General features: G+C 52.9%; 19 protein-coding genes and 1 pseudogene. 14 read left to right on the plus strand and 6 right to left on the minus strand.

The features are described from left to right. Window positions 1-21: 21 nt before the first annotated feature. The 7 genes and pseudogenes from IB196_RS10920 to IB196_RS10950 form a co-directional block, all read left to right on the plus strand. Window positions 22-1,431 carry a PLP-dependent aminotransferase family protein gene (locus IB196_RS10920; protein ID WP_005126747.1) on the plus strand — a complete coding sequence of 470 codons (1,410 nt, stop codon included), beginning with the start codon at window positions 22-24 and terminating at the stop codon, window positions 1,429-1,431. Between the two features lie 329 nt (window positions 1,432-1,760). Beyond that, window positions 1,761-2,906 carry a putative ABC transporter substrate-binding protein YdcS gene (gene ydcS / locus IB196_RS10925; protein ID WP_005126748.1) on the plus strand — a complete coding sequence of 382 codons (1,146 nt, stop codon included), beginning with the start codon at window positions 1,761-1,763 and terminating at the stop codon, window positions 2,904-2,906. A gap of 16 nt (window positions 2,907-2,922) precedes the next feature. After that, window positions 2,923-3,939 carry an ABC transporter ATP-binding protein gene (locus IB196_RS10930; RefSeq protein WP_149692276.1) on the plus strand — a complete coding sequence of 339 codons (1,017 nt, stop codon included), beginning with the start codon at window positions 2,923-2,925 and terminating at the stop codon, window positions 3,937-3,939. Then, the gene (locus IB196_RS10935) at window positions 3,940-4,884 is read left to right on the plus strand and encodes an ABC transporter permease (protein WP_005126750.1); all 945 of its coding nucleotides are present in this window, start codon (window positions 3,940-3,942) and stop codon (window positions 4,882-4,884) included. Then, window positions 4,874-5,680, plus strand: a complete 807-nt coding sequence (locus tag IB196_RS10940; protein WP_005126751.1) for an ABC transporter permease — start codon at window positions 4,874-4,876, stop codon at window positions 5,678-5,680. The genes IB196_RS10935 and IB196_RS10940 overlap by 11 nt, the downstream gene beginning before the upstream one ends. 21 nt (window positions 5,681-5,701) lie before the next feature. Continuing rightward, a complete protein-coding gene (gene patD, locus IB196_RS10945; RefSeq protein ID WP_005126752.1) occupies window positions 5,702-7,129 on the plus strand; it encodes an aminobutyraldehyde dehydrogenase in 1,428 nt (475 codons plus the stop codon). Window positions 7,130-7,475: 346 nt separating this feature from the next. Then, a pseudogene (locus IB196_RS10950) lies at window positions 7,476-7,751 on the plus strand (helix-turn-helix domain-containing protein); the annotation flags it as partial. 121 nt (window positions 7,752-7,872) lie between these two features. Here the strand turns inward: IB196_RS10950 and yncL are convergent. Next, the gene (gene yncL / locus IB196_RS10955) at window positions 7,873-7,968 is read right to left on the minus strand and encodes a stress response membrane protein YncL (protein WP_071828932.1); all 96 of its coding nucleotides are present in this window, start codon (window positions 7,966-7,968) and stop codon (window positions 7,873-7,875) included. Window positions 7,969-8,160: 192 nt separating this feature from the next. On the opposite strand from yncL, the gene IB196_RS10960 reads away from it, so the two are divergent. Next, entirely contained in the window at window positions 8,161-8,334 is a 174-nt protein-coding gene (locus tag IB196_RS10960) for a GhoT/OrtT family toxin (protein ID WP_072041437.1), read from the plus strand. 19 nt (window positions 8,335-8,353) lie between these two features. On the opposite strand, the gene IB196_RS10965 is transcribed toward IB196_RS10960, so the two are convergent. The 3 genes from IB196_RS10965 to IB196_RS10975 are packed head-to-tail and all read right to left on the minus strand — an operon-like array spanning window position 8,354 to window position 14,803. Next, window positions 8,354-10,513, minus strand: coding sequence for a virulence factor SrfC family protein (locus IB196_RS10965; RefSeq protein ID WP_040230998.1), 2,160 nt, complete (start codon window positions 10,511-10,513; stop codon window positions 8,354-8,356). Beyond that, a complete protein-coding gene (locus IB196_RS10970; RefSeq protein ID WP_188231634.1) occupies window positions 10,510-13,488 on the minus strand; it encodes a virulence factor SrfB in 2,979 nt (992 codons plus the stop codon). The genes IB196_RS10965 and IB196_RS10970 overlap by 4 nt, the downstream gene beginning before the upstream one ends. Before the next feature lie 4 nt (window positions 13,489-13,492). Then, window positions 13,493-14,803 carry an SrfA family protein gene (locus IB196_RS10975; protein ID WP_040231000.1) on the minus strand — a complete coding sequence of 437 codons (1,311 nt, stop codon included), beginning with the start codon at window positions 14,801-14,803 and terminating at the stop codon, window positions 13,493-13,495. A 282-nt stretch (window positions 14,804-15,085) separates the two neighbouring features. Between IB196_RS10975 and IB196_RS10980 the strand changes: the two genes are divergently transcribed. Next, window positions 15,086-16,684 carry an ABC transporter substrate-binding protein gene (locus IB196_RS10980; RefSeq protein WP_005126759.1) on the plus strand — a complete coding sequence of 533 codons (1,599 nt, stop codon included), beginning with the start codon at window positions 15,086-15,088 and terminating at the stop codon, window positions 16,682-16,684. 17 nt (window positions 16,685-16,701) lie between these two features. After that, window positions 16,702-16,935, plus strand: a complete 234-nt coding sequence (locus IB196_RS10985; protein WP_005126760.1) for a YdcY family protein — start codon at window positions 16,702-16,704, stop codon at window positions 16,933-16,935. Between the two features lie 77 nt (window positions 16,936-17,012). Here the strand turns inward: IB196_RS10985 and IB196_RS10990 are convergent, their stop codons facing one another. Both IB196_RS10990 and mddA read right to left on the minus strand, forming a co-directional pair. Further along, window positions 17,013-17,462 carry a DMT family transporter gene (locus tag IB196_RS10990; RefSeq protein ID WP_040231001.1) on the minus strand — a complete coding sequence of 150 codons (450 nt, stop codon included), beginning with the start codon at window positions 17,460-17,462 and terminating at the stop codon, window positions 17,013-17,015. Further along, complete coding sequence (gene mddA, locus IB196_RS10995) at window positions 17,459-17,977, minus strand: L-methionine sulfoximine/L-methionine sulfone acetyltransferase (protein ID WP_005126762.1); 519 nt, start codon at window positions 17,975-17,977, stop codon at window positions 17,459-17,461. The genes IB196_RS10990 and mddA overlap by 4 nt, the downstream gene beginning before the upstream one ends. 37 nt (window positions 17,978-18,014) lie before the next feature. Between mddA and IB196_RS11000 the strand changes: the two genes are divergently transcribed. From IB196_RS11000 to IB196_RS11015, 4 genes are all read left to right on the plus strand, one after another. Further along, window positions 18,015-18,590, plus strand: a complete 576-nt coding sequence (locus IB196_RS11000) for an XRE family transcriptional regulator (RefSeq protein WP_188231633.1) — start codon at window positions 18,015-18,017, stop codon at window positions 18,588-18,590. Between the two features lie 69 nt (window positions 18,591-18,659). Beyond that, window positions 18,660-19,694, plus strand: a complete 1,035-nt coding sequence (locus tag IB196_RS11005) for an NADP-dependent oxidoreductase (RefSeq protein ID WP_005126764.1) — start codon at window positions 18,660-18,662, stop codon at window positions 19,692-19,694. Window positions 19,695-20,018: 324 nt separating this feature from the next. After that, window positions 20,019-21,080 (plus strand): YncE family protein, encoded by a 1,062-nt coding sequence (locus IB196_RS11010; RefSeq protein WP_005126765.1) that lies wholly within the window; start codon window positions 20,019-20,021, stop codon window positions 21,078-21,080. 136 nt (window positions 21,081-21,216) lie between these two features. After that, on the plus strand, window positions 21,217-21,438 hold the full coding sequence (locus tag IB196_RS11015) for a YgdI/YgdR family lipoprotein (RefSeq protein ID WP_005126766.1): 222 nt from the start codon (window positions 21,217-21,219) through the stop codon (window positions 21,436-21,438). Window positions 21,439-21,449: the final 11 nt, after the last annotated feature.

The following is a 21,449-nucleotide window of genomic DNA, read 5'->3' on the forward strand; positions in this document are numbered from 1 at the left end:
CACCGGTAATCAGGACGAAAAATGAAAAAGTACCAGCGACTGGCGGAGCAAATTCGCGATCAAATCGCGTCTGGCGTATGGCAACCAGGCGATCGGTTGCCCTCTTTGCGCGAGCAGGTGGCAAGCAGCGGGATGAGTTTTATGACTGTGGGGCATGCCTACCAACTGCTGGAAAGTCAGGGGCGGATCATCGCCCGGCCGCAGTCGGGCTATTATGTTGCCGCGCGCCCCGAACGCGAAGCCGCCGTGCCGCCGGTACAGGTCATGCGTGATGAAGCCGTGGATATCAACACCTACATCTTTGACATGCTGCAGGCCAGTCGTGATGCTTCCGTGATGCCGTTTGCATCCGCTTTCCCCGATCCGCGCTTATTTCCGCTTCAGCAGCTTAATCGCTCGCTGGCTCAGGTGAGTAAAACGGCTACCGCCATGAGCGTTATCGAAAACCTGCCGCCGGGAAATGATGAACTGCGTCATGCTATTGCCCGTCGATATGCGCAACAGGGAATGACCCTTTCCCCGGATGAAATTGTGATCACCACCGGCGCACTTGAAGCGCTTAACCTGAGCCTGCAGGCGGTCACTGAGCCGGGAGACTGGGTGATTGTCGAAAACCCGTGTTTTTACGGGGCATTACAGGCTCTGGAGCGATTGCGCCTGAAGGCGTTGTCTGTTGCCACCGACGTGAAGGACGGAATCGACCTTGTCGCACTGGAACAGGCACTACAGGAGTACCCGGTCAAAGCCTGCTGGCTGATGACCAACAGCCAAAATCCGTTGGGTTTTACGCTTAGCGCACAGAAAAAAGCCCATCTGGTCGCATTACTGGAAAAATACAATGTGATGCTGATTGAAGATGATGTTTACAGCGAACTCTATTTTGGCCGGGAGAAACCACTGCCGGCTAAAGCCTGGGATCGAGGGGACAGGGTGTTGCACTGTTCATCCTTCTCGAAATGTCTGGTCCCCGGCTTTCGCATCGGCTGGGTTGCTGCCGGGAAACATGCCCGTCGTATTCAGCGACTCCAGTTGATGAGCACCTTATCCACCAGTTCCCCAATGCAGCTTGCGCTGGTGGACTACCTGTCGACCCGGCGTTATGACGCGCATTTGCGACGGCTACGTCGTCAGCTGGCGGAACGCAAACAGCAGGCCTGGCAAACGTTGCTGCGTCATCTTCCGGCGGAGGTCAAAATACACCATAACGACAGCGGCTATTTTCTGTGGCTCGAACTGCCAGAACCGCTGGATGCGGGAGAGCTCAGTACCCAGGCGCTGGCGCACCACATCAGCATCGCACCAGGCAAGATGTTTTCAACCTCGGGGACATGGTCACGTTTCTTTCGTTTTAATACCGCATGGCACTGGGGTGAACGCGAAGAACAGGCGGTTAAGCAGCTTGGAAAATTAATTCGCGAGATGATGAAATAAAACTGAATGTGCTATTCAATATAAAAGAATAGCGCATTCTTATTTTAGAAATAGTGGAGGTTAAACCCTGATGTTATTTATATCAGGTGCCACCATACGAAATATCAATAGTTCTTCCTGGTGCCACCCTGGCACCTAACTCCTTGTCTATACTCCAGAAGATTAAATCACCTTGCTATAACCCGTGGCGTAATGAGCGTTAGCTCACAACCTGATTAAATTTCCTTGCGCCAGCAGGAACGCTTTCAACACCCCGACTATTTTTAGGAAAGGACATATATTTACGGCAAGGCTGCCGCTCAATATTTTTTCGACAGGAGTAAGACGTTATGAGCAAGCAATTTGCCCTCAGTAGCTTGTGTGCACTCAGTATGACGCTGATGACAGCCCATGCAGCCGAACCCCCAACATCATTAGATAAACCGGAAGGGCGCCTGGATATTATTGCCTGGCCGGGTTATATCGAACGCGGACAAACCGATAAACAATATGACTGGGTTTCGCAGTTTGAGAAGGAAACCGGTTGTGCCGTCAATGTTAAAACAGCGGCCACATCAGACGAAATGGTGAGCCTGATGGCGAAAGGCGGCTATGACCTGGTGACGGCGTCTGGCGATGCTTCACTGCGCCTGATTATGGGCAAACGTGTCCAGCCTATAAATCCTGCGCTTATCCCAAACTGGAAAACTATCGATCCGCGTGTGGTCAAAGGGGAATGGTTTAACGTCGGTGGGAAAGTTTACGGCACTCCGTATCAATGGGGGCCCAACTTGCTGATGTATAATACCAAAACCTTCCCAACGCCGCCGGACAGCTGGAGCGTGGTATTCGCTGCACAAAATCTGCCTGACGGTAAAAGCAATAAAGGGCGAGTCCAGGCGTACGATGGCCCGATCTATATCGCCGATGCGGCGCTGTTCGTCAAAGCCACTCAGCCGCAGTTGGGTATCACCGATCCCTATCAGCTCACCGAGAAACAGTATCAGGCGGTCATCAAAGTCCTGAGCGATCAGCACGCCCTGATTCATCGCTACTGGCATGACACCACTGTGCAAATGAGTGACTTCAAAAACGAAGGTGTGGTGGCATCAAGCGCCTGGCCTTATCAGGCTAACGCCCTGAAAGCAGAAGGCCAGCCAATCGCCACTGTTTTCCCGAAAGAGGGCGTCACCGGTTGGGCTGACACCACCATGCTGCATAGCGAAGCAAAACATCCTGTCTGTGCTTACAAATGGATGAACTGGTCATTAACCCCGAAAGTTCAGGGCGATGTCGCTGCCTGGTTTGGATCTCTGCCGGTCGTCCCTGAAGGTTGTAAAGCCAGCCCGCTGCTGGGCGAAAAAGGCTGTGAAACCAACGGCTATAGCTATTTCGACAAAATTGCTTTCTGGAAAACGCCAATCGCAGAAGGTGGAAAATTCGTTCCTTACAGTCGCTGGACGCAGGATTACATCGCCATTATGGGCGGTCGCTAATTCCGCTGGGGGTTTTATGACGTACGCAGTGGAATTTCATAATGTCTCGCGTCTGTACGGGGATGTCCGTGCAGTTGATGGGGTCAGTATTGCAATTAATGATGGTGAGTTTTTCTCTATGCTGGGGCCATCCGGCTCCGGCAAAACGACCTGTCTGCGCCTGATTGCCGGTTTTGAGCAGCTTTCGGGCGGTTCAATTAAAATTTTTGGTAAGCAAGCCAGTGAATTACCGCCCTGGGAACGGGACGTCAATACGGTTTTTCAGGATTACGCGCTGTTCCCGCATATGTCGATTCTCGACAACGTTGCCTACGGGCTGATGGTCAAAGGCATTGATAAAAAGACACGCCATGCCAGGGCGCGAGAAGCGTTAGACAAGGTTGCGCTCGGCTTTGTCCATGAGCGTAAACCATCACAACTCTCTGGTGGACAGCGTCAGCGTGTAGCGATTGCCCGGGCGCTGGTTAATGAGCCACGCGTCCTGCTGTTGGATGAGCCGCTCGGGGCATTGGATCTCAAGCTACGTGAACAGATGCAGCTTGAGTTGAAGAAGTTACAGCAATCCCTGGGTATCACCTTCATTTTTGTCACTCACGATCAGGGGGAAGCCCTGTCGATGTCCGATCGGGTAGCGGTGTTTAATAACGGTCGCATTGAACAGGTGGATTCACCACGAGAACTCTACATGCGTCCACGGACACCGTTTGTGGCAAGTTTTGTGGGGACGTCAAACGTCTTTGACGAAGCGATGTCGGCAAACGTCTGTGGGTTACAGGGGATGTTCTCGCTGCGCCCGGAACACATTCGGTTAAATGATATGGCGGGCGAGGTTCAGGCTCGGGGTATCATTCAGGCGGTGCAGTACCAGGGCGCGGCGACGCGTTTTGAGCTGAAACTTGCTGGCGGTGAAAAGTTGCTGGTGAGCCAGGCGAACCTGACGGGAGAACTGCTGCCGTCGACGCTGTCGCCGGGTCAGCAGGTGATGGCCTCGTGGTCACGCGATGTCATGGTACCGCTGGTTGAGGAGAGGTGAATGGCTATGAACGTCATACATTCGCCAGCACAGCCGACAAAGCTGAACCGTATCTCAGGGTTCTTCTGGCGTAATCCAGGGCTTGGGCTGTTTTTACTGCTGCTCGGGCCGTTGATGTGGTTTGGCATCGTCTACTTTGGCTCGCTGCTGACGCTGTTGTGGCAAGGATTTTACACCTTCGACGATTTCACCATGTCGGTGACGCCAGACCTGACGCTGGCGAATCTGCAGGCGCTGTTTAATCCGGCTAATTACGACATCATTGTGCGAACATTGACAATGGCGGTGGCGGTGACGATTGCCAGCGCCATTCTGGCGTTCCCGATGGCATGGTATATGGCGCGCTATACCAGTGGCAAAATGAAAGCTTTTTTTTACATTGCCGTCATGTTGCCGATGTGGGCGAGCTATATCGTCAAAGCCTATGCGTGGACGCTGCTGTTAGCGAAAGACGGGGTGGCGCAGTGGTTTCTAACCCATCTCGGGCTGGAGCCACTGTTGACCGCTTTCCTCACCTTGCCGGCTGTCGGCGGTAATACGCTGTCAACATCGGGATTAGGGCGCTTTTTGGTTTTTGTCTACATCTGGCTTCCCTTTATGATCCTGCCGGTTCAGGCTGCTCTGGAACGGCTTCCACCCTCGCTTTTGCAGGCATCGGCTGATTTGGGCGCGCGTCCTCGTCAAACTTTCCGCTATGTGGTTTTCCCGCTGGCAATACCCGGTATAGCCGCCGGTTCAATCTTTACTTTCTCACTGACGCTGGGTGACTTTATTGTGCCGCAACTGGTGGGGCCGCCGGGATATTTCATCGGCAACATGGTGTATTCGCAACAAGGGGCTATCGGCAATATGCCAATGGCGGCGGCATTCACTCTGGTGCCCATTGTCTTAATTGCACTGTATCTGGCGTTCGTGAAGCGTCTGGGAGCTTTCGATGCACTCTGAACGCGCACCCTGGTTACTCAAACTGGCTGCATGGGGAGGAGTTCTTTTTCTGCACTTTCCCATCCTCATCATCGGCACCTATGCTTTTAATACAGAGGAGGCTGCTTTTAGTTTTCCGCCGCAGGGACTGACATTGCGTTGGTTTAGCGTGGCGGCGCAGCGTAGCGATATTCTTGAATCAGTGACGTTGTCACTTAAAATCGCCGCGTTGTCGACAGCAATCGCTTTGGTTCTGGGTACGCTGGCGGCGGCTGCGCTATGGCGCAGGGACTTTTTCGGTAAAAGCGCAATATCGCTGTTGCTGCTGTTGCCGATCGCGCTACCGGGAATTATTACCGGTCTGGCGTTGCTGACGGCATTTAAGACCATCAATCTGGAACCGGGTTTTCTCACGATCGTGGTGGGCCATGCGACGTTTTGCGTGGTGGTTGTCTTTAACAACGTCGTGGCGCGTTTTCGCCGCACCTCATGGAGTCTGGTTGAAGCGTCTATGGATCTTGGCGCCAACGGCTGGCAAACCTTTCGTTATGTCGTGCTGCCCAATCTGGCATCAGCACTGCTGGCGGGGGGCATGCTGGCGTTTGCCTTGTCGTTTGATGAAATCATCGTGACAACGTTCACCGCCGGACATGAAAGAACACTTCCTCTGTGGCTGCTCAATCAACTGGGTCGCCCACGAGATGTGCCTGTTACCAACGTTGTGGCATTGCTGGTAATGCTGGTAACAACACTGCCAATTTTAGGGGCCTGGTGGCTAACGCGTGAAGGCGACACCGTCGCCGGAAACGGTAAATAAACGACGATATGGGAAATTGCTATGCAACATCAATTACTGATTAACGGTGAGCTGGTCAGCGGTGAAGGTGAAAAGCAACCAGTTTATAACCCTGCCACTGGTGAACTTATTCTGGAGATTGCTGAGGCGTCAGCCGCGCAGGTTGATGCTGCGGTACGTGCAGCCGACAGCGCATTTGTCAGTTGGGGGCAAACTACGCCGAAAGTCCGCTCCGAGCTACTGCTGAAACTGGCGGACACTATCGCCGATAACGCGCAAACCTTCGCGGAGCTGGAATCGCTCAACTGCGGTAAACCGCTACATTGTGTGCTTAATGATGAAATTCCGGCCATCGTGGATGTTTTCCGTTTCTTCGCGGGGGCTGCGCGCACCCTGCAAGGACAGGCCGCCGGGGAATATCTGGAAGGGCATACTTCCATGATTCGTCGCGATCCGCTGGGTGTGGTGGCCTCCATCGCGCCCTGGAACTATCCGCTAATGATGGCGGCATGGAAGCTGGCTCCTGCGCTGGCCGCCGGTAACTGCGTGGTGATTAAACCTTCAGAAATTACCCCGCTGACGGCGCTTAAACTGGCGGAATATGCGAAAGATATTTACCCGGCAGGAGTGATTAACGTCCTGTTTGGCCGTGGTAAAACAGTGGGCGACCCGCTGACCGGCCATGAAAAAGTACGTATGGTTTCACTGACCGGTTCAATTGTGACCGGGGAACATATTATCCAGCATACTGCGCCTTCGATTAAACGCACGCATATGGAACTGGGCGGGAAAGCTCCGGTGATTATTTTTGACGATGCTGACCTTGATGCGGTGGTCAGTGGTGTACGGACCTTTGGGTATTACAACGCCGGACAGGATTGCACTGCTGCCTGTCGAATCTACGCGCAAAAAGGCATCTATGATGCGTTGGTCGAAAAACTCGGCGCCGCAGTTGCCAGCCTGAAAATTGGCGCACCGAATGATGAAACGACAGAACTGGGACCGTTAAGCTCACAGGCGCATCTTGACCGGGTCGCCAAAGCGGTCGATGACGCGAAAGCGCTCGGACACGTCAAGGTCATCACCGGCGGCAAAAAAGTGGAGGGTTCAGGCTACTATTTTGCGCCAACGTTGCTGGCGGGCGCGAAACAGGAAGATGCTATTGTGCAGCGTGAAGTCTTTGGTCCGGTGGTCAGTGTTACCGTCTTTGATGATGAAGATCAGGTTCTGGCGTGGGCTAATGATTCGAAGTATGGACTGGCATCGTCAGTCTGGACGCGGGATGTTGGTCGCGCGCACCGACTGAGCGCCCGCCTGCAGTATGGCTGTACCTGGGTCAACACCCACTTCACGTTGGTGAGTGAAATGCCGCATGGGGGACAAAAACAATCAGGCTATGGCAAGGACATGTCGGTCTACGGACTGGAAGATTACACGGTAATTCGCCATGTCATGATCAAGCATGAGTAATGTCATAAACCGCGGACGGTAAAAGGGGGCACGGATAGCTAAATATCGATAAACGTGTCGCTATACTATGCGCGCCACTGGCCTCGTCGCCATCGGACGGCGGTAAGTTGGAAATATCCGCGAGGTCAGGCTAATTTGCCCACCATCAGGCCCCGGCACAATGTCGGGGCCTGATTATTTAGGTGATTGTTCTAACGATGGCACAGGCTACATAGCCAGGCGATGAACGCACAGATAGTCAGAACCAGTCCCGGTTGCTGCACGATACCCGCTAACCCATCCTAACTGTCCGAAAAGAAACGGGGCCAGGCTGTAGTAGTTGAATAGCATAGTATTCAACAGGGCGTTACCGCCCCGACTGAATCAGTTGCCCCGCCTGGCCGGTGCTTGCGAACGGACAATCAGCCGCATCTTTATCAGGGATGCAGGGATGAACTATCAGACCTGGCGGCAGCAATTCAGGCTGTTAAAAGCGATGGAGATGGCGGAGGGTGACGCAATCAGCCAGGTGGCGCAACAGCTGGAATTTGTTAGCGCCAGTGCTTTCATCGTGTTTTTTCGGCAGCTAACAGGTACAACACCGACCCGCTATCACGGGGGAATAATGCCGCAGAAGGATTAGGGGTATTACATATTAAGGATAATTTACCGGGCAGTGATGGAGTGGGAAGATCGTTTACTAATGGCAGAGAGAAGATTTTCTCTCTGCCAGCAGGCGCTGCAATTCATCAAAAAGAGTCACATCAAGCAAACCAGCCGAACCTTACGGAGATCAGGCTGAAAAGTCCTACAGCAGCAAATATATTTATCAGCACCACGGTCTTACTGGAAACATTCATTTTTGCCACCTTTCGTTTTAACCCCTTTGTGTATAGTACGGCTTATAGCTATCCGCAATAGTACGAAATCTGAACATATTGAAAGTGGGCCGTTATTTAGCCGGCTTTCTTAAATAAATGAATAAAACTTGATGTGGGTCATAAAAAAGAGCATATTGCGCGCGATTTTCTCTTCTGGCCTGGATGCCCTAAATGTCTCTGTATCAAAAAATGTTGGTTTTTTATGCGGTAATGGCTGCAATTGCGGCCATTACCACCTGGTTTCTGTCGCGTGATAAAAAACGTATTCGCTTTCTGAGCGCGGTATTAGTCGGGGCGACATGGCCGATGAGCTTTCCCGTCGCACTCCTGTTTTCTCTTTTCTGATGGCGTTGTCAGTGCCGTTTCAGGGGGCCAGCAGAGCGACTAATCGCAATCTGTCGTCTTTGGTTACGTCCAGAGGATGCTGGTATCCCACGTTTTCATTCGCACGGGTGTACAACGCAACCAGCCAGTCGTAAACGTGTCGGCTTGCACCGTGCTGCGGCTGCTCATCCAATTGAGTCAGGCGCGACATCGGTTGTTGTACTGGCGCGCTGAAAATAGCCGCACCCTTGAGGATCCTGCTGGCAGGGCGTTGAGCCTCTGCAACGTTAGCGTAGCCGAGCCAGGTAATAAAATCACCGATATCGGCGTGTAACTGCGCCCCGCAGACATTCTCTCGCTGCATAATCTGCTGAAGGCGTTGAGGCATCTCCAGCCGATAGCTGGTGGTGATAAGAATGTCGGCTACCTGTCTAAGCGTTCGCGGATCAAGCCGCAATCGGCGCGCATTATTGTCATCACGACACCACTGACGCACATGGTTGATCCACATTTTGTGCGCCTGGTACCCGGTCTCTTTGCTTTCGGATGCATGCGACGGTTCCCGGACGTCGGCAAACAGGTCAATCTCTTCATTAAAGAGTCCACTGACTTGTTCTTCACGCGGCTGCTGGATTCGCAGCAACGACTCAAAGCAGCGCATCGGTGGTAGTAACCCCTCCAGGAGTTCACCATGCTTTGCTGCCTGGGCCTGAAGCTGGCGGATCACTGTCTCGCTGGAGTCTGGCATGCTTTCGCTGTCGTTAAGCCAGCTCATCAGCGCCTCACGAACACGTTGTTGATGTTGTTCATGCAGGGACGTTAATCGCGACTGGCGTTGTTGAGCGGATGTCGCTTGCGACAGCCATTCAGCAAGGCGCAACAGGCTGTGTTTATCCAGTGCCTGCAATGTCCCCCAGCGCAACCCGGGCTTGCCCATTAATTGCTGCACAGCCTCATCAAGGTTTTGCTGTGTGCTAAAACGAGCATCTTGTGGCGTAATGGCCCACACAACCCCCGGTAACGCCGCATCATGTACGGGTTGGGTATCGTTGGCCCAGCTCATCAGTTTACGCGTGATGGCCGGTGTCTGCGAGCGTGAAGACACTGCGTTGCAGATCAGCAGGACATCGGGTTGCAGATGCTGGCGGTAATGTTCCAACATCCAGCCTAATTTGGCCCGCCACAGCGGGTTGGGGTGGGCATCCGGTGCGAGGGGAATATCGAGCAGGTCGACGTTTTCCAACACCGAGTCTTCGACAGTCAGCACCAGTTCACGCGTCAGCAGCGCCAGCGATTCCAGCGACAGACTGACCGCGTTAAGCAACTGATGGTTTGCAACAGGATGAACCACCACATCGCTTTGCGCGTCGTTCCCGGTTAATGCGACCTGGGTCAGGAAGCTTTCGGCAGGCAAGCCAAAATGATCGACCAACAAACTCAGCGGTGCGGCTAGCTCGTGCGCCTGTCCGGTTTGTTGCAAAGTATGCGCTAATGCCAGCCATTGCTGCGTTAGCTCTGGTTGTTCTCCCCACAACAGCGCCCAGGCGTGAGCGCGGGTGGTCAGATCCAGCGCCGGCAGCAACGTAGCAAATTGATGCCATAGCGCATCATCAATTTGCTGCTGGTTCGCAGGAACACAAGATCGCCAGAAACGGCCGATAGCGGCTACGTCATGTGCCGTGATGCCCTGAACCGGATGACGTTGACGCAGCGTTTGCCATTTTTCTAACCGGGCTTCAATAATCGATTTTTCAACCTGGCGGCTGTCAGGCATTGCGCAAAACTGCGTGATAAACAGCTGTACCAGTTCCGCTTCACTCAGCAGGTGCAGGCGCAGAGGCCATTCGCTATCAACGGGATTGTCTTCACGCGTAAAGCGGATCGCCATATTGGTCGGCGCATGGCCCGGATTGATATGCGAAAAGTAATCAAAACTGCGATCCGGTGTAGCAATATTCAATTTCCCACTAGTGTTGCTGCACAGTGCGGACAACAGATGTGCTTTTGCTGGCTGTGAATGACCGTACAGACCCACACAGCCACGCGATGAAAACGCCGTGTTCAGCGCAGACTCAGTAACCGCGGCGATGGTGAGCTGAGCGAGCAGGGAATCCGCCTCATCATCAAGACGCGCTGCGCGCTGGCGTGTGTCATTCACCCATTCGATGGCGGCTTGTGCTGTGTTAAACATCTTACTCATTTCAGGTACACACTCCCGCTATCAATCCAGTAATGGCTGCCGCTATGGCGACGATCTGCCAGTGTATTCAGTTTTAACGTTAGGGCATTGGCGGCAACGGGCGTGCCATCCTGTAGCCAGGCATCACTGAGAACGAAAAATTCCGGCCCTGTCTCTTTGCTGCCGCCGCGCAGTTGCAGCCGTACATTTAATACACCGTCACCGGCAATCGTTTTTGCCAGCTCAGCAGAATTGATGCTCAGCGTATACAGCGGGGTGGCTGGCCAGCGGCTGTTTGCTAACTGGCGAAAGCCCAGCGTCACGTTGCCGCGCAGTGGGAAGTGCAGACGGGTATCCAGTTTTGCTCCAGGTTTATCCAGATCGATGTCGTGATACCAGATATTCTCATCGCGCAACGTATTGACCGTATTATCCAGTACACCAAGGTAGCGGACCGTCGAGTACGCGCCGATATCCGCAGCTTTAAAATTAAAGCGCGGCAGGCGTAAATCCAGCGCCAGGCTACACAGCATCGCGCCAACGGCAGCGGTAGATTTTGGATTGCCGATACGCCCTTGCTGGCTGAACGGATACCACTCATGTACGCGATAGCTGTCCATCCAGATCATGCGGTTGACCGGAACGGGTTGCAGATGGCGGATTAGCGCCTGAACCCCTGGCAAACAGGCGGGTCTGCCAGTGACTAACAAAATATCGCAACGATAGTGGGAAATCGCTTCACAAACGGCGTGCAGAGGGGATGTCAGGGTAAATTGCCCTGCCAGCAGTGCTTCTTGCAACTGTCTGAACTGCACCTGCAACGGAACGCTCAGCACATCAAAAGCCGGTGAACCAGACGGCAATGCATGATCGATAGCCTGTTGGATATAGTTCATCACATTGCGTGTCGGACGCTGAGAAAGCAGTTCGCCAAAGGTAGCATGCAACCCCGCTACGGGATCGTTAATATCGCTTTGCTCCCAGGCACTGAGCACCGCATGACCCAGTGGCATAAAGAGCTGCAACGCGGTTTGTTGTCGCAAAATAGCCTGAGTATCGATTCTCCCGGAATCACCAAACAGTGTGGCCAGCAGGGCGGCGGCATCGGTCACGCCAGCCTGTTGTAAGCGGGTTTGCAGGGCGGGCAGTATGCAGCGTTGTATGACATCCAACAACATGTCATCCCCGGCGACTTTGAAGCCTTCACGAAACAGCAGATGCGGGGTGATTTTGACATTCGCCCCAACGCCGTCATCCAGCTGATAATGGACCACGGCCATATCCGTCGTGCCGCCGCCAATATCGATGGAGGCGACGCGCAATGCTCGACCTTTAACTTCACCGGGTTCTGGCTGGCGGTCCGGACGGGCAAGGGCGTTAAAGAATGATTCTGTATGCCCGTCATAGTGTGAAATCGCTTCGTTGTACAGCCAAACCAACTGTCCGCAGCTGGCCTCATCCCACTCCATCTGGATCTCAGGTACGGGAACGACGCTCTTTTCTTGCTGTTTGCGGGTGGTAAAATCCTCGTCCTGCGGGTGCCAGCCCATTGCTTTCCAGACTAGCGCAATGGCCTCAAACATACGCAGACGGAAGATCTCGCGCTCCTGTTTTGGCATGGCTGACGGCAGAGTGAGGATCAGCGTACGCAACTGGCGTGGAGAGGCCGGGAACCCGAGACGCAGCCGTGTCGCTACGCTGTTAATTTGTCCCAGCGCCTGGGCCAGGATCTCACACAACATATGCGTCATCAGCGTGCTGCGGCTGTATTGTGGTGAGAACACCGGCAGCCGGTCATCTTGCGGCAGGCTGAACAGCGGCTGACCGTCATCGTTCATCAGATTCATCAGCGGGAAGGCGGTAGCCAGCGGCTCGCGCTGCGTTTTACCGTTCATCTGGCTAAAGCGCCAGTCGTGTAAAACGGGGGTTTCATCCCATAAATACCGACGTGGGCTGGAGATCCCACTACTGCCTTCCGTTCCCATACGCTGCATCGCCAGCTTACGGGCTTCATCCCCAACGCGGACAATCGACGGCCAGATAAAAGCATCATCGCGGCCGCTCTCAACGGAGAAATGTTGCTTACCAAAGCGCGCCTCAGAAAACTCCAGTCGACTGGTGAACAGTGGATCGTTGAGGAACTGTGGTTCGCTTAATGAACGCACCTGCAATTCAGCCGTCTGACGCAAACCGTCATTGGCATCGCCATGATCTTCAATCAACACGCCGCAGGTGTGGGTATTGCCAATATCCAGAATGAGATCGACAGGAATAGCGGGCGTGCTGAGCGTATGGGTCACCAACTTCACTTCCGGGACGGAAAGTTGTTCGCCTAACAGGGTCAACAAATTCAGCCAGTGCGCCTGGTATTCAAAGTTTCGTAGAGCTTGTTGGATCTCCTGCTCTGAACGGTCTTCTTGCTGTGTGACGTGCTGCAAAAAGGACTCGCGTAGCCAGCCATCAATCCACGTCTGGTCGAGGAAATCTGCGATCTCATTATCGTGCCAGGCCAGCGCAAATCGCGTGCCATTCAGCAGATCGTTCTCATTTGGCGTCAATGCTGCCGGGGCTTCAGTCAACTGACAGTCCAGCGCCACCGTGACACGGTGAGTATTGCCGGCACTGTCCGGCTGCGCGAGTTTTCGCACCTGGACGCGCGCCCAGTTATCCGGGCCTTCAACAAAGGTGCGGGGCGGGTTAAAACGCAGGAACGGCAGCGGCAACCAGACACCGTCAAGTACGTCCAGAGAATAATGCAGCGTCTGCGTGCTTTCCGGTTTCACTACTTCGGGTTGGCCGCCGGTATTGCCCGGCAGGGTATAGCGTCCCGACGCAAGATCAAAATCCAGACGCAGTAGGGGACCGTTTGCCGTTTTGCGAACAAAACGACCGTGGTGCGCAGATTCCTGTGGTGTCAGCCCAAAATCCAGAAATTGCACACCGCTATTGGCGATGAGCGTTACGCTCTGTTTGTAATCACACAGATTCACCAACATAAAATCAGGCACCTATCTTTTTGATCGTCAATGGGATTTCCGCGTGTTCGTCATAACGTGCGGTACAAGCTGCGACGTCGTTTGTTCCTGCTTTACAGGTGATTTCAGGCATTGGGTAACGCGAACCGTCCGTGCAACGGGCATTCCCGCGACTCTTAATCATTAATTCGCCCGATTGATGCAGACCAGAGAAAATTTCGGCGCGGCAAACGATATTGTCGCCATGCACCACGCGCGCAGTACCCTTATTGGCCTGGATTTGATAACGCAGCGACGGGGCTTTACCGCTGATCGGATCTTTTATATCGACCAGCACACGCCAGTTGCCGTTAAGAAAACGTGTTGTACCTGCCTTCATCTGGTTGGCATCCATCACCAGCGCATCTTTCGGGATGGCGGCTATCACCACCGGTCCTTCTACGGGCTTCTCTTTTTTCACTGGTGGAATAACGTCAGCCCGATGTAGCGGTAGTGAAGGTGTTAGTTCAGGCAGCGGCTTACTGTCTACCTTTGCAACGTCAATGGGGGCAACCGCAGGTGCGGGAGATTCCGTGTGTTGTTTCCACAATAGCGGCCCTGCAATGGCGGCAATCACTGCTGCAGCAACGGGTAGGCTCCACAGCGGCAGGCGCCGCGTGGACTTACGCTGTACTGGCCGCGGCACGATCTCTGGCTCACTGACAATGACCGGGGGTTGTGGTTCGGGTTCAGCGGGTTTCGGTAGCTCAATAGCTGTTGTCAGCAGCGGGGTATCGGCCTCGGCGAAAGTGATTTCCGCCGGGATTTCTTCGACTTCCGGCTCCGGTTCAGGTGCCAATACAACCGGGGGAACGTCGGTATGACGCAGGCAATCGAGTACATCGTCACGGGTGTTTTCATTCAGATTGACGAAGCCCCAGAACGTAATGACGGGTTTGCCATCAACCAGGAACACGTGGTTCTCACCTGGAAACTGGATGGCTTTGTCGAGTAGTGAACCAAACAGTTGCAGAGCAGTTTTACCCGATTGCAGGCTTTTCCGACTCAGGGCCGCGGCATTCTCCAGCGTACTGGACAGATAGCGCAGAGCCCGAAAACGCGCATCTTCATCAGCGGCTTTCCACGCGACAGCCTTTCCTTCCACCGGGGAATACCAGTCCACCCGATCGCCACTGTCGTTAACTTGTGGGATTGCCAGACAATCCGCCATCGCCTGTTGTTTACGCAGACGAAGCGTTTCACGAATTTGTAGTGCTGAATCAAACACGGCCTGACCACCGCCACCCACGGCCTGATAGTCATCCAAATTGCCGCTGCGCAAGAGAGTTTTTGCCACGTAATTGCCCCTTAGACTTCTTCACACATCTACTTTACGGGGAATAAAAGTAAGCAAACGTCGGAAGAGAGGCAAAAAGGGGCGAATTTTCATGGCATAGAGTATTAGGAAAAATCTTGACGTTTTGAAAAAGACTTAAGGTAAATTATTTCACCTGCGATGATGAATTAATCAGCGAAACCCGCCAGATTAGAATAACCTGATAGAGATTTGTTATTAGTGCGGCTTTGCCAGCTATGCTCTGATAGACGAGTAAATAACAAAAGAAGAAGGTTTATAACCATGATTGCAAGGAAAACGCTGCTCGCGCTGGCACTCAGCGCTGTCTTACCAACAGGCGCTGCATATGCCGCCAGTACTGATACCATCGTTTACTGTTCTGAAGCATCCCCGGAATCATTTAACCCCCAAATAGCCAGTTCAGGTCCGTCGTTTGTCGCCAGTTCACAGGTGTTGTACAACCGATTGATCAACTTCGATCCGGTCAAAAATACCCCTGTCCCGTCTCTGGCAACGGAGTGGACAATTTCCCCCGACGGCAAGACCTACACGTTTACCCTGCGTCAGGGCGTGAAGTTCAATAGTAATAAGTTCTTTAAACCTACACGTGATTTCAATGCTGATGACGTCGTTTTCTCAGTATTACGCCAGAAAGATGCCGATCATCCGTACCATAAGGTTTCACAGGGTAGCTATGAATATTTCAACGATGTTGGCCTGGACAAACTGATCAAAGAGGTTAAGAAGGTTGATGATTATCACGTTCAGTTTGTTCTGAACGAACCCAACGCTGCATTTCTTGCTGACTGGGGAATGGATTTTGCCTCTATTCTTTCGGCAGAATATGCCGACGAGATGCTGAAAAAAGGCACGCCGGAAAACGTCGATAACTGGCCGATTGGTACCGGGCCTTATGTCTTGCAACAGTACAAGCAGGATTCACAAATCCGCTATCTGGCCAACCCGAACTACTGGGATGGTGCGGTACCAACGAAACATCTGATTTTCTCCATCACACCAAACGTACAGACGCGACTGGCGAAATTGCAAACCAACGAATGCCAGATTATTCCCGCGCCAGCACCGGTGCAGTTTGAAGAAATCAAAAAGAACAAGGATCTGACGCTGCATTCGGTCGAAGCGCTGAACGTCGGTTATCTGGCGTTTAATACGGAGAAAAAGCCGTTTGATAACGTACTTGTGCGCCAGGCGCTGAACTATGCGACAGATAAAAAAGCCATTATTAACGCGGTCTTTTTAGGTTCCGGAACGGTGGCGAAATCGCCAATCCCGCCGAATATGATGGGCTTCAATAAAGATCTGAAAGATTACGCTTACGACCCGCAGAAAGCGAAAGAACTGCTGAAGAAAGCGGGGCTGGAAAACGGTTTTGAAGCGACGCTGTGGTCTATGCCGGTGCAGCGCCCATATAACCCGAACTCTCGTCGTATTGCCGAGATGATCCAAAGTGACTGGGCAAAAGTTGGTGTGAAGGCGAAAATCGTCTCCTGGGAATGGGGAGAATATCTCTCCGGGATGCGTAAAGGCGAGCACGATACTGCGTTGTTTGGCTGGATGTCAGATAACGGTGACCCGGATAACTTTGCCGATGTTCTGCTGGGTTGTGACAGCATTAAAACCGGATCAAACGCCGCGCGCTGGTGTGATAAAGAGTATAATTCGCTGGTTCAAAAGGCGAAACTGGTAAGCAAACCGCAAGAGCGCGCCGCACTTTACCAGCAGTCGCAAGAAATTTTCTATCAGCAGGCTCCGTGGATTGCGCTGGCGAATGGTAAAACCTTCTATGCCACACGCAGCAACGTCAGCGGATACAGCGTTAGCCTGATGGGCAGTGATTTTTCAAAAGCGAAATTAAATTAATGAGTTAAGGAGGGAGTATGTCGCATCTGGATGAGGTCAGCGCACGTGTTGATGCCGCCATTGAAGACAGCGTCATTACGCATATGAATGAATTGCTGATTGAACTGAGCGATGATGTTGCGCTGAGCCGGGAAGATCGTTACACCCAGCAACAACGTTTGCGTACGGCAATTGCACATCATGGGCGCCAGCATAAAGAAGATATGGAAGCGCGTCGTGAGCAGTTGACCAAAGGCGGCTCTATTCTTTGATATTTCCTTGCCGGATGGCGGTGTTCACACCTTATCCGGCGTTCTGTAGGCCTGATAAGCAAAGCGCCATCAGGCAATTAAAACGAACGTCTTGCCACCAGCCAGGCACCCACAACCAGCAATATCGCACCGCATACCGGACCCACCAGCGCGCGAAGCGGTACACCCTGGCTACGCAGAATATCCAGCACCAGACCGCCAATAAGCTGGCTGGCGACCAGCACCGCGATGGTGGTGGCAGCGCCTACGTTTTGGTATCCGCTGATACTGGCAAAAACAAAGAACGACCCCAGTAAACCCGGGATCAATGTCCACCAGCGCACGCTGGAAACCAGTTCGCCAAACCCTGCCGCACCTTGTTTAAACCACAGTATGCTGACAAACAGGACGATCCCGACCAGTGAGTTAAGCAACATAGCAATAAGGATTGTCGAGGACGTCTGGGTAATGCGCACCATCAAGGTATTTTGCACCACCAGACCAATACCTGCGGTAATCAGAAAGGAGAGAGTCAGCGTCTGGTTCATCTGCCGGCATCCGGTTCGCTGCGGTCGTCTAACTGCAGTTGCATAAAGGTCAGATCCAGCCAACGACCAAATTTAGTCCCGACCTGGGGCATCTGCGCGGTAATATTGAAGCCCAGCGTGCTATGCAGGTGGAGCGATGCCTGATTTTGCGATTCAATTCCTGCCACCATGACATGCTTGCCACACGCGCGCGCTTCTTCAATGAGTCTGCTGAGCAGCCTGCGCCCCAGTCCTTTTCCCTGATGTTCCGGGTGTACGTACACGGAATGTTCGACGGTATGACGGAAACCGTCAAAGTTGCGCCAGTCGCCAAAAGAGGCGTATCCCGTAACCACGCCATTCTCTTCACTTACCAGCACCGGATAGCCCATCAACTGACGGGCTTCGTACCAGGAAATCCGGTTTTCGGCATCGACCGTTTGATCGTTCCAGATAGCCGCCGTATGCAGTACCGCGTGGTTGTAGATTTCGGCAATAGCGGCACAGTCTTCTTTACTGGCAAATCGAATTGACATGTTGAACCTCAGGGCTTGTTCACTATAGTATTACAATATGAATACTATTGAAGACAGCATAAATCAACGGATCGCTGCAAGAATTCGCATTGAGCGGGAATCTCGCGGCTGGTCACTGACGGAACTTGCCGAGCGCGCGGGCGTGTCGCGGGCGATGATCCATAAAATAGAGCGCGGTGAAAGCAGCCCAACGGCCACGCTGCTGGGTAGGCTCTCCGGCGCCTTTGGTATCAGCATGTCTATGCTGATTGCCCGAGCTGAAATGCAGGAGGGCAAGCTGCTGCGCTTCGCTGATCAGCCGATCTGGCACGATCCGCAAAGCCACTATTTACGCCGCCATGTTTCTCCGCGCAGCGATCTGCCTATCGATCTGGTGCAAATCGAATTACCGGCTGGCAGTGATATCCCGATGCCCGCCGCTTCCTACGTGCAGGCCCGACAACTTCTCTGGTTGCAGCAGGGAGAATTGGTGTTTGTGGAAGGTGATACACGCCATGAAATGAAAGCCGGGGATTGCCTGGAGCTGGGTCCACCAAACGACTGTCGGTTTATCAATGAAACCGCGCAGTCCTGCGTTTATCTGGTTGTGCGGTTAAACCACGCTGGCAATTAATGTGAAAGCATCACAGAGATAGCACGTCTACTATTGATGGATTCATGCCAAAAGCTGAGGAGAACATCAATGGGTCAACAAATGCAACGCAATCGTCGCTGGGTTCTGGCGTCACGCCCGCATGGCGCACCGGTTCCCGGTAACTTTCGTCTTGAAGAAGAGGCCATCACGCCGCCCGGTGACGGAGAGGTGTTACTGCGTAACGTCTACCTCTCACTCGATCCCTATATGCGTGGGCGTATGAGCGACGAACCGTCTTATTCGCCTCCGGTTGAGATTGGCGCAGTGATGGTGGGCGGCACGGTCAGTCGGGTCGTGGCATCGAATCATTCGGATTTTAAACCCGGTGAATGGGTGTTGAGCTATAGCGGCTGGCAGGACTTCGCCATCTCAAAGGGTTCTGATTTGGTAAAGCTAGGCGATCACCCTGAGCATCCTTCCTGGGCGCTTGGTCTGCTGGGTATGCCGGGCTTTACGGCGTATATGGGGCTGCTGGATATTGGTCAGCCCAAAGCCGGTGAGACACTGGTTGTTGCTGCGGCAACCGGACCTGTTGGCGCAACAGTGGGCCAGATCGGCAAGCTGAAGGGCTGTCGGGTCGTTGGTGTGGCTGGTGGAGCAGAGAAATGTCGCCATGCTACCGACGTGTTGGGTTTTGATATCTGCCTTGATCATCATGCCCCTGATTTCGCACTCCAACTGGCACAAGCCTGTCCGCAAGGTATCGATATCTATTATGAAAACGTCGGCGGTAAAGTTTTTGATGCCGTTTTGCCGTTACTCAACACCTCCGCGCGTATTCCGCTGTGTGGTCTGGTGAGCGGTTATAACGCCACATCACTACCGACGGGGCCAGACCGTTTACCGCTGCTTATGGCCACGTTACTGAAAAAACGCATCCGCTTGCAGGGCTTTATCATTGGTCAGGATTATGGTCACCGTATTCATGAATTTCAGCGAGAAATGGGGCGCTGGGTTCAGGAAGGCAAGATCCACTATCGCGAGCAGGTCACAGAGGGGCTGGAAAATGCACCGGAGACCTTTATCGGTCTGCTGACCGGGAAAAACTTTGGCAAGGTCGTAATTCGCCTTGCTGAAGAGTGATGCGGCGAGGTTAAAGAGGGTAACTGCCTGATGGCGCTTCGCTTATCTGGCCTACATAGTGCTATATAGTGTGTCAAATGTAGGCCAGATTTGGCATCAACGCCGCCATACGGCAAGCGTTGTCGAGCCAATCTGTTTGAATATTGATTTCGCCGCAAGCGAGTATTCATGGAGAAAATAAGAAGGTTTTCACCGAAAGTGAATAAACACTCCACTTTGCGATAAATAATGATTACTATTCTCATTCTTAAAAGGCAAAACTATGATTTTGCTCATTGAAGCTATGTGAAGCAGTAACAAATGAATTTATCTAAGGGAGTCGTCATGTCTTTACGTCATCTGTTTTCACCGCGTCTGCGTGGTTCTTTACTGTTAGGTTCACTGCTGGTTGCATCATCATTTAGCACGCAGGCTGCGGAAGAACTGCTGCGCAAAGGCGTAGGTAAAGGCGCCTACGAAATGGCGTACAGCCAGCAGGAAAACGCACTGTGGCTGGCCACCTCGCAGAGTCGTAAGCTGGATAAAGGTGGGATAGTTTACCGTCTTGATCCGGTTACGCTTGAAGTGACTCAGGTTATTCATAACGATCTCAAACCGTTTGGCGCGACCATCAATAACGCGACGCAAACGTTGTGGTTTGGTAATACCGTGAATAGCGCGGTGACGGCGATTGATGCGAAAAGCGGTGAGGTGAAAGGGCGCCTGGTACTGGATGCGCGTAAACGTTCTGAAGACGTCCGTCCGCTGCAGCCTCGTGAACTGGTCGCTGATGACGCCACCAACAAGGTATACATCAGCGGAATTGGTAAGGAGAGCGTGATTTGGGTTGTGGACGGTGAGACGGTCAAACTTCAGGACACGATTCAAAATACCGGTAAAATGAGCACCGCGCTGGCCGTCGACAGCAAGGCTAAACGCCTGTATACCGCCAATGCCGATGGTGAATTCATTACCATCGATACCGCCACTAACAAAGTCCTCAGCCGCAAAAAGCTGCTGGACGATGGCAAAGAGCACTTCTTCATTAACCTGAGCCTGGACACGGCGGGTAACCGCGCATTTGTCACTGACTCTAAAGCGGCAGAAGTGCTGGTAGTCGACACCCGTAACGGCAACGTGCTGGCAAAAGTTGCCGCACCGGAATCTCTGGCCGTACTGTTCAACCCGACACGCAATGAAGCCTATGTAACCCACCGTCAGGCCGGTAAAGTCAGCGTGATCGACGCGAAAAGCTATAAAGTGGTTAAAACCTTCGATACCCCGACGTTCCCAAACAGCCTGGCGCTCTCTGCCGATGGCAAAACCCTGTACGTAAGTGTGAAACAGAAATCCACACGCGAGCAGGAAGCGACTCAACCGGACGATGTTATTCGTATCGCCCTGTAATTATTCGGAGGGGGCAACCCCTCCTGTCATTTCTCTATACTCCACGATACGCCTCGTTACATCCCATCGGTAGCCTGACAAACTTCAGGGACTTACACTACGCCCTCAACGGCTAACTGAATAACACGGGAATACCATGAAAAAGCCATTAATCTGTCTTTGTGCGGGCGTAATGCTGTTTACGCTGGCTGGCTGTAGCACCGATTACGTCATGACGACGAAAAGCGGACAAACGATTACCACCCAGGGTAAACCAAAACTGGATAAAGATACGGGAATGACCAGCTATACCGATCAGGACGGGAATGCGCGGGAAATTAACAGCAATGATGTTGCTCAGCTAATTGAAGCAAACTAAGTCGCTCAAAC

Source organism: Citrobacter sp. C6_1, assembly GCF_014596835.2.
GTDB classification, from domain to species: domain Bacteria; phylum Pseudomonadota; class Gammaproteobacteria; order Enterobacterales; family Enterobacteriaceae; genus Citrobacter; species Citrobacter pasteurii.

Excerpts from the sequence above, each read along its gene's own strand:
- IB196_RS10940 (WP_005126751.1), top strand. The coding sequence starts at position 4,874 with ATGCACTCTGAACGCGCACCCTGGTTACTCAAACTGGCTGCATGGGGA.
- IB196_RS11005 (WP_005126764.1), top strand. The coding sequence starts at position 18,660 with ATGGGTCAACAAATGCAACGCAATCGTCGCTGGGTTCTGGCGTCACGC.
- IB196_RS10985 (WP_005126760.1), top strand. The coding sequence starts at position 16,702 with ATGTCGCATCTGGATGAGGTCAGCGCACGTGTTGATGCCGCCATTGAA.
- IB196_RS10935 (WP_005126750.1), top strand. The coding sequence starts at position 3,940 with ATGGCTATGAACGTCATACATTCGCCAGCACAGCCGACAAAGCTGAAC.
- IB196_RS10930 (WP_149692276.1), top strand. The coding sequence starts at position 2,923 with ATGACGTACGCAGTGGAATTTCATAATGTCTCGCGTCTGTACGGGGAT.
- ydcS (WP_005126748.1), top strand. The coding sequence starts at position 1,761 with ATGAGCAAGCAATTTGCCCTCAGTAGCTTGTGTGCACTCAGTATGACG.
- IB196_RS11000 (WP_188231633.1), top strand. The coding sequence starts at position 18,015 with ATGAATACTATTGAAGACAGCATAAATCAACGGATCGCTGCAAGAATT.
- IB196_RS10920 (WP_005126747.1), top strand. The coding sequence starts at position 22 with ATGAAAAAGTACCAGCGACTGGCGGAGCAAATTCGCGATCAAATCGCG.
- IB196_RS10965 (WP_040230998.1), bottom strand. The coding sequence starts at position 10,513 with ATGAGTAAGATGTTTAACACAGCACAAGCCGCCATCGAATGGGTGAAT.
- IB196_RS11010 (WP_005126765.1), top strand. The coding sequence starts at position 20,019 with ATGTCTTTACGTCATCTGTTTTCACCGCGTCTGCGTGGTTCTTTACTG.
- patD (WP_005126752.1), top strand. The coding sequence starts at position 5,702 with ATGCAACATCAATTACTGATTAACGGTGAGCTGGTCAGCGGTGAAGGT.
- IB196_RS10980 (WP_005126759.1), top strand. The coding sequence starts at position 15,086 with ATGATTGCAAGGAAAACGCTGCTCGCGCTGGCACTCAGCGCTGTCTTA.
- IB196_RS10990 (WP_040231001.1), bottom strand. The coding sequence starts at position 17,462 with ATGAACCAGACGCTGACTCTCTCCTTTCTGATTACCGCAGGTATTGGT.
- IB196_RS10960 (WP_072041437.1), top strand. The coding sequence starts at position 8,161 with ATGTCTCTGTATCAAAAAATGTTGGTTTTTTATGCGGTAATGGCTGCA.
- IB196_RS10970 (WP_188231634.1), bottom strand. The coding sequence starts at position 13,488 with ATGTTGGTGAATCTGTGTGATTACAAACAGAGCGTAACGCTCATCGCC.
- yncL (WP_071828932.1), bottom strand. The coding sequence starts at position 7,968 with ATGAATGTTTCCAGTAAGACCGTGGTGCTGATAAATATATTTGCTGCT.
- mddA (WP_005126762.1), bottom strand. The coding sequence starts at position 17,977 with ATGTCAATTCGATTTGCCAGTAAAGAAGACTGTGCCGCTATTGCCGAA.
- IB196_RS11015 (WP_005126766.1), top strand. The coding sequence starts at position 21,217 with ATGAAAAAGCCATTAATCTGTCTTTGTGCGGGCGTAATGCTGTTTACG.